Source organism: Photorhabdus sp. HUG-39, assembly GCF_963878365.1.
In the GTDB taxonomy this organism is placed as follows: domain Bacteria; phylum Pseudomonadota; class Gammaproteobacteria; order Enterobacterales; family Enterobacteriaceae; genus Photorhabdus; species Photorhabdus kayaii.
Genome location: NZ_CAWNWY010000036.1, coordinates 22,335 through 36,593, shown reverse-complemented (window position 1 = coordinate 36,593; position 14,259 = coordinate 22,335). Strand labels below are relative to the sequence as shown.

Below are 14,259 nucleotides of genomic sequence, written 5' to 3'. Positions count from 1 at the left end.
TGTTATCAGCCACGACGCGCTTTTATTGCCGACGACAATTGACGTAACAAAATTTCAGTATCAGCCCAACCAATGCAAGCATCAGTAATACTTTTACCATATACCAATGGCAGACCGCTATCCGGATTCTGATTTCCTTCTTCCAAATGACTTTCTACCATGACACCAATAATCGCTTTCTCCCCAGCGATAAGCTGCCGACTCACATCTGAACACACATCCATCTGCTTTTTAAATTGCTTAGAACTATTAGCATGACTGAAATCAATCATAATTCTTGCCGACAAACCGGCTTTTTCCAAGTCTTGCTTCACGGCAGCGACATGTTCGGAACTGTAATTCGGTTCTTTACCACCACGCAAGATAATATGACAATCATTGTTTCCGCTGGTATTTACAATCGCGGAATGTCCCCACTTAGTGACAGAAAGGAAACTATGAGGGGAACCCGCTGCATTAATCGCATCAATGGCAACTTTTATCGCACCATCAGTACCATTTTTAAAACCAACCGGACAGGAAAGGCCAGAAGCCAACTCACGATGGACCTGAGATTCCGTTGTACGAGCGCCAATTGCTCCCCAACTCATCAAATCGGCTAAATACTGTGGAGAAATCATATCCAGATATTCCCCCGCAGCCGGTAGCCCCATGTCATTAATATCCCGTAACAACTGACGCGCTAAACGCAAACCATCATTAATATCAAAACTGTGATTCATATGAGGGTCATTAATTAACCCTTTCCAGCCAATAGTTGTACGCGGTTTTTCAAAATAAACTCGCATGACAACTTCCAGATCCTCTTTCAGCTCCTCACGCAATTCATTCAACCGCTCGGCATATTCCATTGCTGCTTTAGGATCATGAATAGAACATGGCCCAATCACAACCAACAGACGATCATCTTCACCCGTCAGAATTTGATGAATCGTTTTACGCGCCTTACGTACTGTCAATGCAGCCTTTTCAGTTGCTGGAAATTTTTCAAGTAGTGCCACAGGAGGTAATAATTCTTTTATCTCTTTAATTCTTATATCATCATTCTGATAATTCATAACCCTCTCTCATCTAACATCTTTGTATATCCGTCATCTTTCAAGTTGCCTCTTTGTTGGCTGCACTCTCTCACCCCAGTCACATAGTTACCTATGCTCCCGGGATTCGCTCCCTTGCCGTCGCGATGCATCTTGAAATCTATTGGGTATATATTTAATTAAAGCAATCTTGTGATTTTAATCTAACTGTTAGAAGCCAAACTGTAAATATTCTTTGTAGAGAATAAATAAATCAATGCTTAACTCAAAACATAGCAAGATATTGTCAAATGTGGTTATTTCTGTTCTTATAGTTGAAATATCTTTAGAAATGAGAATTATCAAAGTAAATACCTAAAAATATGCCAGAAATCAACAAAACAATTCTCTGGCATAGTTAGCAAACTATTTCACATGAGATAATGGCAAAGAATGGTTTTCCTTAGCTGCCTGAACCCACAAACGGAAGCCATTAAATGCAATGCCCAAGAGAATCACATACTGCAACGACATTGCCAGCACGCCTTGATGGAAATAGATAACAACGCTTATCACATTGATAACCATCCATATCAGCCAGTTTTCAACATATTTACGAGTCATCAGAATCATTGCCACAATAGATAGCACCGTCATTGTCGAATCCCAGAATGGGAATGCATCGGGCTCCAATATCGGCATCTGAACATTAAAGCCAAATTTTTGCATAATCGTAACGGCAATCTGAGTCAGATAGCCAAAGACCCGATCAATATTAAAAGTCATAATGGCAATCAATAGCACAGAAATTAGACTAATTATTACCGCCTTATTCAAACTTAACCAACGTATTTTAAGTTCAATCTGCTGCTGATCATTAACCTTGCTCCAAGCATACCAACCATAAATATTTGCCGCAAAGAAGAATAATTGCAGCAATAAACTGGCATAAAGTTGAATTTGGAAGAAAATCACCGCAAATAATGTGACATTAATTAGTCCAAACAAATAGTTAATTATCTTCTCCTGACTAGCAAACCAAATACATAACAAGCCAGCGATCGTACCTACCGCTTCAATCCACGATAAATCATACCCCCCTTTTCCCAGAGGTATATTTACTAATATGTTGTTAATACTGAAAAAATCCATCTGTTATATCCTATTATTATCTACAATAAAATATTACTCTCATTATTCAATTTTCTATTTTAACTGAGTTGCAAAATCAAGCATCCTATTTAACGGAATAAGTGCCTTTTCCCGTAATTCTTTTTCAACCAATATCTCATGCTGAACCCCTCCCTGTTCCAACCCCTGAACGATGGCTTGTAAACCATTCATTGCCATCCACGGACAATGAGCACAACTGCGGCAACTCGCGCCTTCTCCAGCCGTAGGTGCTTCAAATAACTGCTTCTCAGGACACGCTTGCTGCATTTTATAAAAAATGCCTTTATCTGTTGCCACAATCAGTTTCTGATGCGACAAAGATTGCGCTGCTTTGATTAATTGGCTGGTCGAACCAACAGCATCAGCCAGATCAATAACAGCGTGCGGTGATTCAGGATGAACCAATACCGCAGCATCGGGATGCAGACCTTTCATCCTTAGCAAAGCCTGAGTTTTAAATTCATCATGAACAATACAAGCCCCTTGCCAACACAGAATATCGGCCCCTGTTTGTTTACGAACATAATTCCCCAAGTGGCGATCGGGTGCCCAAATTATCTTCTTTCCCTGGCTATCCAGATAATCGATCAATTCAACAGCAATACTTGAAGTCACAACCCAATCCGCTCGTGCTTTAACGGCTGCTGATGTATTTGCATAAACCACTACGGTACGATCAGGATTGTCATCACAAAACTGGGTGAACTCTTTTTCAGGGCAACCAAGATCTAGCGAACACTCAGCTTCCAGCGTTGGCATTAAAACACGCTTTTCAGGGTTGAGAATTTTGGCGGTTTCTCCCATAAATCGCACACCGGCAACTAATAAAGTAGAGGCCGGATGATTATTGCCAAAACGTGCCATTTCCAATGAATCTGCAACACACCCTCCTGTCTCTTCAGCTAAAGCTTGGATCTCAGGATCGGTATAATAATGTGCGACTATAACGGCATCCTGCTGTTTTAAAAGGTATTTAATTTTTTCACGGTAATGTTTTTTTTCATCCTTACTGAGAAAAGCAGGTTTGGGAGGGAATGGATAAATGGTTGAATTAAAATCAATATACTGGTTCATTACTTTGACTCTCTGTTTAGTATATGGTTTTAAAAAGCAATAATTTTGGTTTTCAGTCCGAAAACTTGCCCGATTTTGTTTAATATACTAAACAAAATAACCAATTTATAGCAATTTATCGTGAAATATTTTGTCTATGATGGCTAAACAGAAAACATTATTATATTTATAATATGCTGTTTTATTAAAGCCATTTATTAAATTATTTTTTAATTAAAAAGTAAGAAAATTCTTGGCATGAAAATTGTTTTACCGGTTTATCATCTTTTTAACAGAGAATTCAAATTAATAATAAATGCGCTTTCTAGAAAGATAGTTAATTAAATTCAGTCGAAGCCCATTAACCATTAACAGTGAGTTAAAAAAATTAGAACACAAAAACATTATCCGAATAGACTGGTATTTAAGTGTTTTCTCTCCGTTATTTAATGAAGTAAACCATAAAAGATAGCAAAATAAAAAAGCGGTGAAAACGGTTAATACGGCAAGATTTAAGTCCTGAAAAAAGCTTGATTATCCGAAAAAACATAAAGGGTAGCGACTGATGAAAACTACTTAGGATTGCCAGTAAAACAGCGTCAGTAAAGATAAAAAGCAGGTATGATTAATGTTTTTAAACATAAAACACGATATACCATAATGATTAAAAGTAATAAAAAGCAAACTTAAAAAGTGGTAAAAAAACTGTTAAAAATTTATACCAATTAAATCCAGGAGTTAAAACTATGACTTTTAACAATCGTTTAAAACCCATCCATCATAAAACCATCAGTGAAAAATGAGAAATAGAAATTGATTTTGTTAATACTTATATCTCCCAAAAAAAGATAGATAAATCATGAATAGTTAATCAGATAATCCATTTTACAAAAAGAACCCGCTTTAATAACGTTTTCAACCAAGGAATAAATTTTTTATATACCCTATGGATTTCAAGATGCATCGCGACGGCAAGGGAGTGAATCCCCGGGAGCATAGATAACTATGTGACCGGGGTGAGCGAGTGCAGCCAACAAAGAGGCAACTTGAAAGATGACGGGTATAAACCAATCAAGTCATCAATCACAAAAACATGAATAATAAAATCCTAAAATAAAGCCGGACTAATCGGCTTTATTCTTACTGCAAACTGCTCCAGCCACTAGAATTATGCCGCCTTTACGATGTAGTTAAATGCCACGTTACGGGGTCTATTTTCGTTAGCGGTTGGGACTTGTCTTGATGCATCAATGTCAAAATATGTAAGATCAGTACTACTGCCGCCATTTGCTGAACGTGTATCTGCCGTACCATATCGCAACGATGCCATGACACCATTCACAATAGGCGTCTGGGGAGCACCGCCCATCTGAGCATGTATAGCTTGAGTTGACCCTGTAATATTTCTGATTGCATCTCCCTGCCAAGACAAAAGCCCACGACCACTATCAACACCACGATTATCATCCCATCCGCGGATAAATTCTCCTCTTAAATCAGGTAATCTACCGCTAGGATAAGCCTCCGCCAACTTCGGATACTGTGATTTATTAAAAGGTGAGCCATTACAAATAAAATAACCGAAAGGTGGATAGAGTAACGGCCAGGGAATAGGAGAACCAACAGGAATTTCACTGACTGTTTTAATCCGGTTATCTATCTCTTCGCGGGTATAAGTATGCTCACGTAATGAGTTTATTTCTTGCTGAACAAGCTTTTGCGTCACTGCCAATGTATCACTATTGCCAATCACATTTGTAAGCTGAACAACACCTTTTTGTGTTAATGAAGCATTGGGCATATCTGTTGTAATTTTTTGTGCTATCGCTTTATTTAATTGAGCGGTAAGTTTAGCTACATTTCCATCATCCAGAATATCATTGCCAGATTGTGTCGCGATAAAATCAGCGACGACAGATGATATAGTTGATGACTGACGTAATACCTTATTTAACAAATGAGTGGGAACATTATCCGGAGAAAATCCCACCTGCAAACCCAAGTTTTGTTCATATTTTTCTTGACTAATGACATTTGCATTACTACTAATAGAAAAAGCCTTAAAATCATTCTTGTGACTCATATATTTTCCTTAAATTAAATAATGTTATTTAATAATCAACATCTTGAATTATTGTAAAAATAATCCCCTGTAATTCAGGCTAATCAAAGTCTAGTTCAAGAAAAAAAATAACACTGTGTTCTTATTACTTATAAGCTTAACCGTTTTTGTATCATTGGCAGCAATAAGTAGTTCAATATTTTGGAGTCGCTTTCGGCTTTGCAAGAAATGGGAATTAAGAAAATATCTCGATGGTGTGTAGATATGTACATTTGTTGCGAGTACATATTGAAACCCCATCGATGCTATTATGAAATTTTACCGCAAAAATATGGCACATTACCCTTTTTCTGTTTTCAGAATAAAAAAATAAAGCCGGTTACCCGGCTTTATTTCCTTATCTATTCCGTTGCTTGATAGAATAGGTTTATGGAATGACTATAACACTAGGATCTGTTAACGAACATTCGATGTTTGATACTAGGGTGACAGCAATAATATTTACTGTCGAGTTTCTTGATTTATCAAACAAAGAAACCTTTATCACCTCAGTAGAGAGTTTTTCCCCTTCCACTCCATCATTTAACGTAATTATCCTACCATTGTGTTTCAGAGGAAATTCATTTAACAGAATGCTAGCACTCTTTGAAATATCAACATTATCAGACTTAATAATACCTTTTTGTTCAGCTTTCTGTATTACTTGCTGAACATTCCAACCGTTAATATCTGCACAATCATCAGATCTTGTTCCCGCCACAGCGTTAGCAGTAAAAAGCATCGCAGTTAATATCAATATTAGTCTTTTCATTCGACAACCAAATCCATATCGTGCGAGAGCAATATCTCACGTCGTATATCTCTATTAAGAATTATACAACCTTCTGATGAATGTTCAGGATCTTTTCTGCTAGCACCGTGAATTCTAAAAGCACTACGGCCATGCATATCATTATAACTACATGGGTCAAGGATAATAGTCATGGGGCCTTTTGAGCTATTTTCACCGGTTATTTTATAATAACCTCTGGGTATAGGACCTAAGTTTTTTATACCTTCTGATGCAGGATTATTCTTATGTATACCCTGACCACTCCAACCGTGGCCAATTAGCTTCGTATCGTGATAAATTTCACCACTGTATTGTTGATAAATCCACGTCATAGTGCATGCCTCTACTTGAATTATTAATACTAAGTTTCATTTCTACAAATTAAATAAAACCCATATAGCTCATCAATTAGACAATAACATATCTGAATAGTTCTCATACATTACTAAAATAACTGGATTTATTCTCCATATTTTCCTGTAACTTTTTTTGCTTCCAGTTCCAAACTGAATCTTCTGACATATGGACACGAATATCTGGTATTAAAGATTTTCACTTCCGTGTTCTACGGCATATGTAGGCACGCTGGTTGATATAATCCAAAATCGCTTTCGGCATTAGGCATTACACAAGAATACGGCGCATTACCCTTTTTCTGTTTTCAGAATAAAAAAATAAAGCCGGGCTAACCGGCTTTATTCTTACTTCAATCTGCTCCGGCCACTAGAATTATGCTGCCCTTACAACGTAGTTAAATGCAATGTTACGAGGGCGAGTTTCATTTGCAGTACGTGCGACACGTGATGAATCGAAACTAACTGCGTACGATGTTCCATTTTGTGTCACATGAGATATTGTTCTCAAGTCACCCTCTAGAAAAACTCCGGATGTGGAATCATGTGGACGCGTCATCAAACCAATGCCGTTACCAGCTTCTAAAAAACCTGTCATTCGCTGCATCGCATCCCCCTGCCACGACAGCATTGTGCGTCCCATGTCCACACCGCGTCCATCATCCCAACCACGAATAAATTCGCCTCTTAAATCAGGTAGCCTACCGTCAGGATAAGCTTCTGCTAACTTTGGGTACTGTAATTTATTAAAAGCAGAACCGTTACAATTGAGATAGCCGACAGGTGGATAAGGCAACGGCCACGGAATAGGGGAACCAACAGGAACTTCACCGACTGTTTTAATCCGGTTATCTATCTCTTCACGGGTATACTCACGTAATGAGTTTATTACTTCCTGAACAAGCTTTTGTGTAACCGCTAACGTGTCGCTATTGCCAATCACATTTGTAAGCTGAACCACACCTTTTTGTGTTAATGAGGCACTGGGAATATCTGTCGTAATTTTTTGTTCTATCGCTTTATTTAATTGATCGGTGAGTTTGGCTACATTTCCATCATCCAGAACATCATTGCCAGATTGTGTTGCGATAAAATCAGCGACGACAGATGATATGGTTGATGACTGACGTAATACCTTATTTAACAAGTGAGTGGTAACATTACCCGATGGAAATCCAGTCTGCAAACTTTGGTTTTCTTCATATTTTTCTTGACTAACCACATTTGCATTATCACTAATAGAAAAAGCTTTAAAATCATTCTTATGACTCATGTACTTTCTCCTTAAATTAAATAATATTATTTTATAATCAACATATTAAATTATTGTAAAAATAGTCTCCCTTGCAATTCACACTAATAAAAGTCTAGTCCAGAAAAAGAATTTGGTTCAACATTTTGGCACAAAAATATACTACAAAAATTTATATTTAACATCGGGAAATTATTTTTCTATTACTCCTGTCGTCTGATAGAAAATTTCGCAAGCAATTAAAAGAATAAGCGCGTAAAAAACTACGAGAACGGGGTAATTAAACCGAAAGGTTGAACTTTTTAAAATGACAACAGGCATCTAATTCTGAGTGCCTCTTTTATGAATTACTCTAATGACTTTATATGTGGGTCTTAACCTATCGTAATCCTAACTGGTACACCTCAAAATCTAAGGAGATAAAGACGGACTAACCAACGTTACTTACTAGCCACATCTTTCCTCCTTTTATATATTTCTGATAACCAATTATCAATGCAATAAATATTACCATTGATAGTGCCGCTGATGTATCTATATAAAAAATAAAACTTTCTTCATTAGTTCACTTCATTTAGATATTGACTGAATGATATTTGAAGCTTCAATTAGTGTAAGTAGATGCCCGCTATCACCTTTTCGGCCTCTAATTGTTACAGTTAGCATGTTTCACACCGATAAAAAGTAGGCATAACACCTACAAATATATTGATAACGGAATTAATGTATAGGTATTATACTCATACATTAACCAAACGGAGGATTTATGGGTAGTGCAGAACTAATAAAACTCCTAATAGCTGACGGATGGGTTAAGGCCAGACAAGACGGTAGTCACATCACTCTAACTAAACCCGGTGTTGCAAAAATAATCACAATACCGCACCCAAGAAAAGACTCATCAAAAGGTGTTATCCGGCAGGCACAAAATATTTCAGGGCTGAAATTACTATGATAACGGGCACAATTATACCGCCCTTTCTCTGCAAAGCTCATGATCAAATTAAGAGGTAATACTATGATTTATCCACTCTTTATATTTAAAACAGAAGATGGGTTTGACGGTTACTTCCCCGATGTTGAAAGCTGTTTCTTTGCTGGCAATACCTTAGAAGATGCTATTCGGGATGCTAAAAAAGCATTCGCGCAGCACATGGAAGTTTTAACCGAACACGGCGGCTATGTCCCTACCCCTAAAGACTCATCTGATTACATCGGTGATCCTCGCTTGTCTGAAGATGGAGGGGTTATTGCCCTCATCGAGTTAGATCCAGCGAAATATGAGTCAAAGGCCATAAAGTTCAATTTAACTATGCCTGGTAATCTATTAACTGCTATAGATCGCTACATTGAGAAAAACGGACACTATAAAAACCGCTCTGCTTTTCTAGCTGAGTTAGCCAGAAAAGAAATAGCTCCCCACTAACAGATTTAGGGTAGGAAACTACCCTAAGCAAAATTCACCCGGATCGGACTTGCGATTCATCGATTAAAATTCAACCTCCCAATATATTGCCATTTGATTTAAAAGAAAAAAATATCACTCACAAAGCTGACAAATGGCATAATTATGACGCATTCACGGCACACAATGATGGCACAAATAGGATACATTACCTTTTTTCATTTTTAGTTTTCAGGATAAAAATAAAGCCGGGCTAACCGGCTTTGTTACTACCTCAGTTTATCCAGCCATTCAATACCGGAAGCTTGTAAAATATCTTACTCTGCTCAGTAATACCCGATATTTTTTCCATTCAAATAAAGTGGCTTCTTATATTGCTGGTTTTCAAAGAGTATTTCCGTTCAGCTATTATGCTGCTCTCACTATGTAATTAAATGCAACATTGCGGGGACGGGTTTCATAACCGCCGGTATTGTTAGCAATTGATGTAACAGTTGCGTCGCCTGTAACATCCCTACCGAGCGGATATTGGTATCTATCTACAGGTCCTTGATAATTAGAAAGGTATTTTCTTCTCTCGTTCCCTTGAGAAAGTTGTATTCTTTTTGTGTTGTCAGTTTGTGCGCTTAAAATAATACGATCACTATCAACACCTCGACTATCATCCCAACCACGAATAAATTCTCCACGCAGGTCAGGTAATTTTCCGGTTGGATACACTGCCGCTAATTGTGGGTAAGTTGTTTTATCGAACTCTGCTCCGTTACATTGCAGCCACCCGGCTGGTGGTATAACTGTAGGCCAGGGAATAGGAACACCCACAGGAATATTATTAACTGCATTGATTAAATTATTAACTTCTGCCTTGGTATATGCACCTATATCCCCAGCCTCTAGACTAATGTCAGTAGACAATGTTTTCCCATTCACCTTTCGGCTATTAGGCACTCTGTCATTAATATTTTCACGCAATGAATCTATTATTTCCTGGGCTAGCTTTTGAGTGACAACCAATGTATCACTATTGCCCACTACATCTGTAAGCTGAACAACACCTTTCTGTGTTAATGAGGCATTTGGCACTTCTGCTGTGATTTTTTGCTCTAACGCTCTGTTTAATTGGGCTGTGATTTTAATTATATCACCATCATCTAGAATATTATCGCTAGATTGTGTAGCGATAAAATCAGCTACCACAGATGATATAATTGATGACTGGCGAAGAACTTTATTTAATAAATCGATAGAAATAGTATTTGGTGGAAACCCTGTCAGTAAATCCTTACTTTCTTCATATATTTCTTGACTAATTATATTCGCATTATTACTAATAGAAAAAGCCTTAAAATCATTCTTGTGACTCATGTACTTTCTCCTTAAATTAAACAATGTTATTTTATAATCAACATATTAAATTATTGTAAAAATAGTCTCCCTTGCAATTCACACTAATCAAAGTCTAGTTCAGAAAAAGAATGTAGTTCAACATTTTTGAATCAAAAATATACCTTCCAAATTTATATTTAACATCTGGAAATTATTTTTATTTCATCCTGTAACTTTTCTATTTTAAATTACAAACTGAATATTCTGGCATTTGGACAAGAATATCTAAGCGGTAATGTTCAGAAATATCATAGGATTCCCTATCTTTGTAGAAAACACGCGCATTGTTATTATCGATACCCTTAAGTTGCCAGTTCTGAAAACGTGTCGGTAAATGCAAGTGCTGAGATACCATCATACACACCTCATCCCATACCTACTCTATAGCTTGTGATATTACAGTTATATATTTCACCCATAAAACAACTGCAGTTAAGCGATATAATACTTGCCACAGTCCCATGACGGGATTAAGGTGACTGTGATGAAAATAATATCCATTGCATCATCGAAAACGTTCTGAGAAAAACACCCAGATGCAAAACAACCACTAAAGGCTTAGTTTGACGAGGCAAAAAATGCCTCATGGAACCGACTACTTATCAAAAAATCCACACAATTTTGTTTTATATACTAAACAAAGTAACCAATTTATAACAATTTGTCGCGGAGTATTTTACCTGTTATAAGTTATTACATTACCTGCTAATTTATGAGATTAGGCTCACTCATCAATCATTACTAAAGTTAAATAGGAACTTCATATAATGGAAGACCCAGTAATCCTTCTGGAAAAAATCCTGACTTTTGCCCATAACGATCCCCGTATTGATACAGTTATCCAAACAGGTTCCCGTGCCAGAAATGCACGTGTAGATAAATTCTCAGATCTAGATATAGAACTGATTGGTTCAGGAACAGATGAATTAATAGGCAACGATTTATGGTTTAAGCAGTTGGGTGACGTTATGGTTGCATTGCATCTGGCTAATGAAAAAGAGGATGAACCAGATTGGCCAACTTGTCTGGTCGTTTTTAACGGCGGTCGTAAGGTGGATTTCACACTGGCAAGTGTTAAACGCCTGAAAGATATGAAACAAAGAGGCTTGGATGAACTTTATCAACGCGGCTATAAGGTCCTCCTTGATAAGACGGGCCTTACAAACGGACTTCCTGAAATTACTCACCAATTGACTAAATCGTATATTCCATCATCAACAGAGTTTAATGAAAACCTGCGCGAGTTCTGGTTCGAGGCAACACAAGTACCTGTTTATATCACTCGTGGTAATTTATGGCCTGCAAGAATGAGGGATAATGAGATGAAAGACTTATTGCTAGCAATGATGGAGTGGTACGTCTCGATAAAAAGTGATGGAAAGACGGATGTCTGGTACAACGGCCATCATTTGCATGAATGGCTGCCTGAGAAGTTCAGCAAACATATTCAAGGGATTTTTAGCAGTTATGGCAAAGAAGAAGCGATACGAGCATTGCTGGAAACCACAGAGCTTTATACGGAGATTTCTGCTGAAGTGGCAGAAATGAAGGGGTTTGAGTTCGATAGTGAGTTACCCAGTAAAGTCAGGAAACATATTATGCAAGTTTGTTATGGTTAAATAATCTCGAACACCACAAAAAAACCTGTGAGTGTAATCAAAAGTCAAACGAAACAGTTCAATGAGGAAACTAGAAAAAAATGAAAATGCAAAAGGACTCTTCTCATACAGTTACGATCAAGGAAGTAATTATTCAGCAGAACGGTAAAGAGAATACGGAACACAGCGACCCGGTACCACTCGTCGAAATGTCAGTCAGTCTCGCTTCGCTCGGCTCGAACCTGCGACCAATTGATTAAATAGTCAACTGCGCTACCGACTGAGCTAACGACCCATCTGGGAAATTGGTTTTGAACGAAACTCTAAGATGGTGGGTCGTGCAGGATGACTCGGCCTACGGCCTCGCCCTTCGGGCCAGCGCTTACGCGCTGTTGTCTCGCTTCGCTCGGCTCGAACCTGCGACCAATTGATTAAAAGTCAACTACGCTACCGACTGAGCTAACGACCTATCTGGGAAATTGGTTTTGAATGAAGCTCTAAGATGGTGGGTCGTGCAGGATTCGAACCTGCGACCAATTGATTAAAAGTCAACTGCTCTACCGACTGAGCTAACGACCCATCTGGGAAATTGGTTTTGAATGAAGCTTTAAGATGGTGGGTCGTGCAGGATTCGAACCTGCGACCAATTGATTAAAAGTCAACTGCTCTACCGACTGAGCTAACGACCCATCTTGTGACTTCTCTCGGCAACGGCGGCATATATTACTGATTTTTCTGCACTACGCAATAATTATTTTTTCAAATTACGTTTAAATGCTTACTAAGCACTCAACAAACCCCGAAAATGTATTATTACACCCTTCCGGGGCCAATAATTACAGCGTAGAAAGCTTTTTCTCTGCCAGTTTAGCTGCGTTCGAACCAGGATATTGTTTCATGACCTGTTGATAAACCGATCTCGCTTTATCCTTTTGACCCTTGTCCTGCATGATTAAACCAACCTTATAAAGCGATTCACCACTCTTCTGCGACTTTGGATACTCTTTTACTACCGTAGCAAAGTAATAAGCGGCTTCGTCTTTCTTACCCTTGTTATAATGAAGTTGCCCTAACCAGTAATTAGCATTAGGCATATAACTCGATTTTGGGTAACTCTTCACGAAACTCTGAAAGGCTACAATCGCTTTATCGTACTCTTTGGTATTCACCGCCAAATGAACAGCAGCATCATAATCACCCTTCTCACTGCCCGTGCCAACAGATGATGATGCCTGATTGCCTCTATTATTTGCCGTTGAAGAAGCTGTATTTGCAGTAGGTTTACTCCCCTCAGAACTGGTAGCTCCTTCCAGTTGCTGATAAATATCCTTCTGCCGCTCTATAATCTGATTGAGCTGATACTGATTCTCCTGAATCTGCCCCCGAAGCATGTCAATATCACGTTGAGAATCAGCAAGTTGCTGCTGGAGCTGAGTTAACAGCTGACTGTGAGCATTGGAAATACGCTCTAGTTGGGTAAGGCGCTCATCGGTAGAACCCGAGCCGACATTACTGATTGGCGCTTGGGCAATAGCGGCCCAAGGAACCGCTACGCCAACCAATAACGACAGACCCAAAAAATGATGTCTGAAGTTACTGTTCATGAACTACTCTTAATATGCCAGTACTGCGCGACGGTTTTTAGCGTAAGCTGCTTCGTCGTGGCCCAGCACAGCAGGTTTTTCTTTACCGTAAGAGACGATAGAGATTTGCTCACCGGAAACACCTTTGCCTTGCAGGTACATTTTCACTGCATTAGCACGGCGTTCACCTAATGCGATGTTGTACTCAGGAGTACCACGTTCGTCAGCATGACCTTCTACAACAACTTTGTAAGATGGGTTGTTGCGCAGGAATGCCGCGTGAGCGTCTAGCAGCTGAGTAAAATCTGAGTTGATGTCGTATTTGTCAAAACCGAAATATACGATGTTGTTGTTTTGTAGCTCTTGCATTTGCTGACGAGCTAATTCCTCTGCTGACAGACCCGCATTAGTTTCGTTAACAGTGCCTACACCAGTCTGATCGTTATCAGCATTCTTGTTAGAACTACACGCTGCTACGGCCATAACTGGTAAAGCTAACATCAGCCCTTTTAGCACTTTGTTCAGTTGCATCTCTTTGATCCTTTT

General features: G+C 38.5%; 15 protein-coding genes, 2 tRNA genes and 1 other RNA gene. 3 read left to right on the top strand and 15 right to left on the bottom strand.

What is annotated here, in order from left to right:
• Positions 1-5: 5 nt before the first annotated feature.
• The 8 genes from aroG to AAC155_RS19515 all read right to left on the bottom strand — a co-directional run bounded on the left by aroG (position 6) and on the right by AAC155_RS19515 (position 7,762).
• A complete protein-coding gene (gene aroG, locus AAC155_RS19550; protein ID WP_113043800.1) occupies positions 6-1,058 on the bottom strand; it encodes a 3-deoxy-7-phosphoheptulonate synthase AroG in 1,053 nt (350 codons plus the stop codon).
• Positions 1,055-1,189 (bottom strand): hypothetical protein, encoded by a 135-nt coding sequence (locus tag AAC155_RS19545; protein ID WP_262405181.1) that lies wholly within the window; start codon positions 1,187-1,189, stop codon positions 1,055-1,057. Before AAC155_RS19545 ends, aroG begins: the two co-directional genes overlap by 4 nt.
• A 253-nt stretch (positions 1,190-1,442) precedes the next feature.
• Positions 1,443-2,168: a nicotinamide riboside transporter PnuC gene (gene pnuC / locus AAC155_RS19540; protein WP_113043799.1), complete on the bottom strand. Its 726-nt coding sequence runs from the start codon at positions 2,166-2,168 to the stop codon at positions 1,443-1,445.
• Between the two features lie 54 nt (positions 2,169-2,222).
• Positions 2,223-3,263 carry a quinolinate synthase NadA gene (nadA, locus tag AAC155_RS19535; RefSeq protein WP_113043798.1) on the bottom strand — a complete coding sequence of 347 codons (1,041 nt, stop codon included), beginning with the start codon at positions 3,261-3,263 and terminating at the stop codon, positions 2,223-2,225.
• A 1,147-nt stretch (positions 3,264-4,410) separates the two neighbouring features.
• The gene (locus AAC155_RS19530) at positions 4,411-5,325 is read right to left on the bottom strand and encodes a tail fiber protein (protein WP_113043797.1); all 915 of its coding nucleotides are present in this window, start codon (positions 5,323-5,325) and stop codon (positions 4,411-4,413) included.
• Between the two features lie 406 nt (positions 5,326-5,731).
• Complete coding sequence (locus AAC155_RS19525; protein ID WP_011145765.1) at positions 5,732-6,115, bottom strand: hypothetical protein; 384 nt, start codon at positions 6,113-6,115, stop codon at positions 5,732-5,734.
• Complete coding sequence (locus AAC155_RS19520) at positions 6,112-6,468, bottom strand: tlde1 domain-containing protein (protein ID WP_011145764.1); 357 nt, start codon at positions 6,466-6,468, stop codon at positions 6,112-6,114. Before AAC155_RS19520 ends, AAC155_RS19525 begins: the two co-directional genes overlap by 4 nt.
• A gap of 397 nt (positions 6,469-6,865) precedes the next feature.
• A complete protein-coding gene (locus AAC155_RS19515; RefSeq protein WP_113043796.1) occupies positions 6,866-7,762 on the bottom strand; it encodes a tail fiber protein in 897 nt (298 codons plus the stop codon).
• A 745-nt stretch (positions 7,763-8,507) separates the two neighbouring features.
• On the opposite strand from AAC155_RS19515, the gene AAC155_RS19510 reads away from it, so the two are divergent.
• Both AAC155_RS19510 and AAC155_RS19505 read left to right on the top strand, forming a co-directional pair.
• Positions 8,508-8,696 (top strand): type II toxin-antitoxin system HicA family toxin, encoded by a 189-nt coding sequence (locus AAC155_RS19510; RefSeq protein WP_046397782.1) that lies wholly within the window; start codon positions 8,508-8,510, stop codon positions 8,694-8,696.
• A 63-nt stretch (positions 8,697-8,759) separates the two neighbouring features.
• The gene (locus AAC155_RS19505) at positions 8,760-9,167 is read left to right on the top strand and encodes a type II toxin-antitoxin system HicB family antitoxin (protein WP_113043795.1); all 408 of its coding nucleotides are present in this window, start codon (positions 8,760-8,762) and stop codon (positions 9,165-9,167) included.
• A gap of 387 nt (positions 9,168-9,554) precedes the next feature.
• On the opposite strand, the gene AAC155_RS19500 is transcribed toward AAC155_RS19505, so the two are convergent.
• Entirely contained in the window at positions 9,555-10,511 is a 957-nt protein-coding gene (locus AAC155_RS19500; RefSeq protein ID WP_113043794.1) for a phage tail protein, read from the bottom strand.
• A gap of 199 nt (positions 10,512-10,710) precedes the next feature.
• The gene (locus AAC155_RS19495; RefSeq protein WP_158536606.1) at positions 10,711-10,887 is read right to left on the bottom strand and encodes a hypothetical protein; all 177 of its coding nucleotides are present in this window, start codon (positions 10,885-10,887) and stop codon (positions 10,711-10,713) included.
• A 412-nt stretch (positions 10,888-11,299) separates the two neighbouring features.
• Between AAC155_RS19495 and AAC155_RS19490 the strand changes: the two genes are divergently transcribed.
• Positions 11,300-12,151, top strand: coding sequence for an aminoglycoside 6-adenylyltransferase (locus AAC155_RS19490; RefSeq protein WP_113043793.1), 852 nt, complete (start codon positions 11,300-11,302; stop codon positions 12,149-12,151).
• 308 nt (positions 12,152-12,459) lie between these two features.
• Here the strand turns inward: AAC155_RS19490 and AAC155_RS19485 are convergent.
• The 5 genes from AAC155_RS19485 to pal form a co-directional block, all read right to left on the bottom strand.
• A non-coding RNA gene (locus tag AAC155_RS19485) (RtT sRNA) lies at positions 12,460-12,592 on the bottom strand.
• A 41-nt stretch (positions 12,593-12,633) separates the two neighbouring features.
• Positions 12,634-12,709 (bottom strand) — tRNA-Lys (locus AAC155_RS19480).
• Positions 12,710-12,743: 34 nt separating this feature from the next.
• Positions 12,744-12,819, bottom strand: a tRNA-Lys gene (locus AAC155_RS19475).
• Positions 12,820-12,966: 147 nt separating this feature from the next.
• The gene (gene cpoB, locus AAC155_RS19470; RefSeq protein WP_113043792.1) at positions 12,967-13,734 is read right to left on the bottom strand and encodes a cell division protein CpoB; all 768 of its coding nucleotides are present in this window, start codon (positions 13,732-13,734) and stop codon (positions 12,967-12,969) included.
• Between the two features lie 9 nt (positions 13,735-13,743).
• Positions 13,744-14,244: a peptidoglycan-associated lipoprotein Pal gene (pal, locus tag AAC155_RS19465; RefSeq protein ID WP_112876179.1), complete on the bottom strand. Its 501-nt coding sequence runs from the start codon at positions 14,242-14,244 to the stop codon at positions 13,744-13,746.
• Positions 14,245-14,259: the final 15 nt, after the last annotated feature.

Coding starts and splice junctions, on each gene's coding strand:
- aroG (WP_113043800.1), bottom strand. CDS start 1,058: ATGAATTATCAGAATGATGATATAAGAATTAAAGAGATAAAAGAATTA.
- AAC155_RS19545 (WP_262405181.1), bottom strand. CDS start 1,189: ATGCATCGCGACGGCAAGGGAGCGAATCCCGGGAGCATAGGTAACTAT.
- pnuC (WP_113043799.1), bottom strand. CDS start 2,168: ATGGATTTTTTCAGTATTAACAACATATTAGTAAATATACCTCTGGGA.
- nadA (WP_113043798.1), bottom strand. CDS start 3,263: ATGAACCAGTATATTGATTTTAATTCAACCATTTATCCATTCCCTCCC.
- AAC155_RS19530 (WP_113043797.1), bottom strand. CDS start 5,325: ATGAGTCACAAGAATGATTTTAAGGCTTTTTCTATTAGTAGTAATGCA.
- AAC155_RS19525 (WP_011145765.1), bottom strand. CDS start 6,115: ATGAAAAGACTAATATTGATATTAACTGCGATGCTTTTTACTGCTAAC.
- AAC155_RS19520 (WP_011145764.1), bottom strand. CDS start 6,468: ATGACGTGGATTTATCAACAATACAGTGGTGAAATTTATCACGATACG.
- AAC155_RS19515 (WP_113043796.1), bottom strand. CDS start 7,762: ATGAGTCATAAGAATGATTTTAAAGCTTTTTCTATTAGTGATAATGCA.
- AAC155_RS19510 (WP_046397782.1), top strand. CDS start 8,508: ATGGGTAGTGCAGAACTAATAAAACTCCTAATAGCTGACGGATGGGTT.
- AAC155_RS19505 (WP_113043795.1), top strand. CDS start 8,760: ATGATTTATCCACTCTTTATATTTAAAACAGAAGATGGGTTTGACGGT.
- AAC155_RS19500 (WP_113043794.1), bottom strand. CDS start 10,511: ATGAGTCACAAGAATGATTTTAAGGCTTTTTCTATTAGTAATAATGCG.
- AAC155_RS19495 (WP_158536606.1), bottom strand. CDS start 10,887: ATGGTATCTCAGCACTTGCATTTACCGACACGTTTTCAGAACTGGCAA.
- AAC155_RS19490 (WP_113043793.1), top strand. CDS start 11,300: ATGGAAGACCCAGTAATCCTTCTGGAAAAAATCCTGACTTTTGCCCAT.
- cpoB (WP_113043792.1), bottom strand. CDS start 13,734: ATGAACAGTAACTTCAGACATCATTTTTTGGGTCTGTCGTTATTGGTT.
- pal (WP_112876179.1), bottom strand. CDS start 14,244: ATGCAACTGAACAAAGTGCTAAAAGGGCTGATGTTAGCTTTACCAGTT.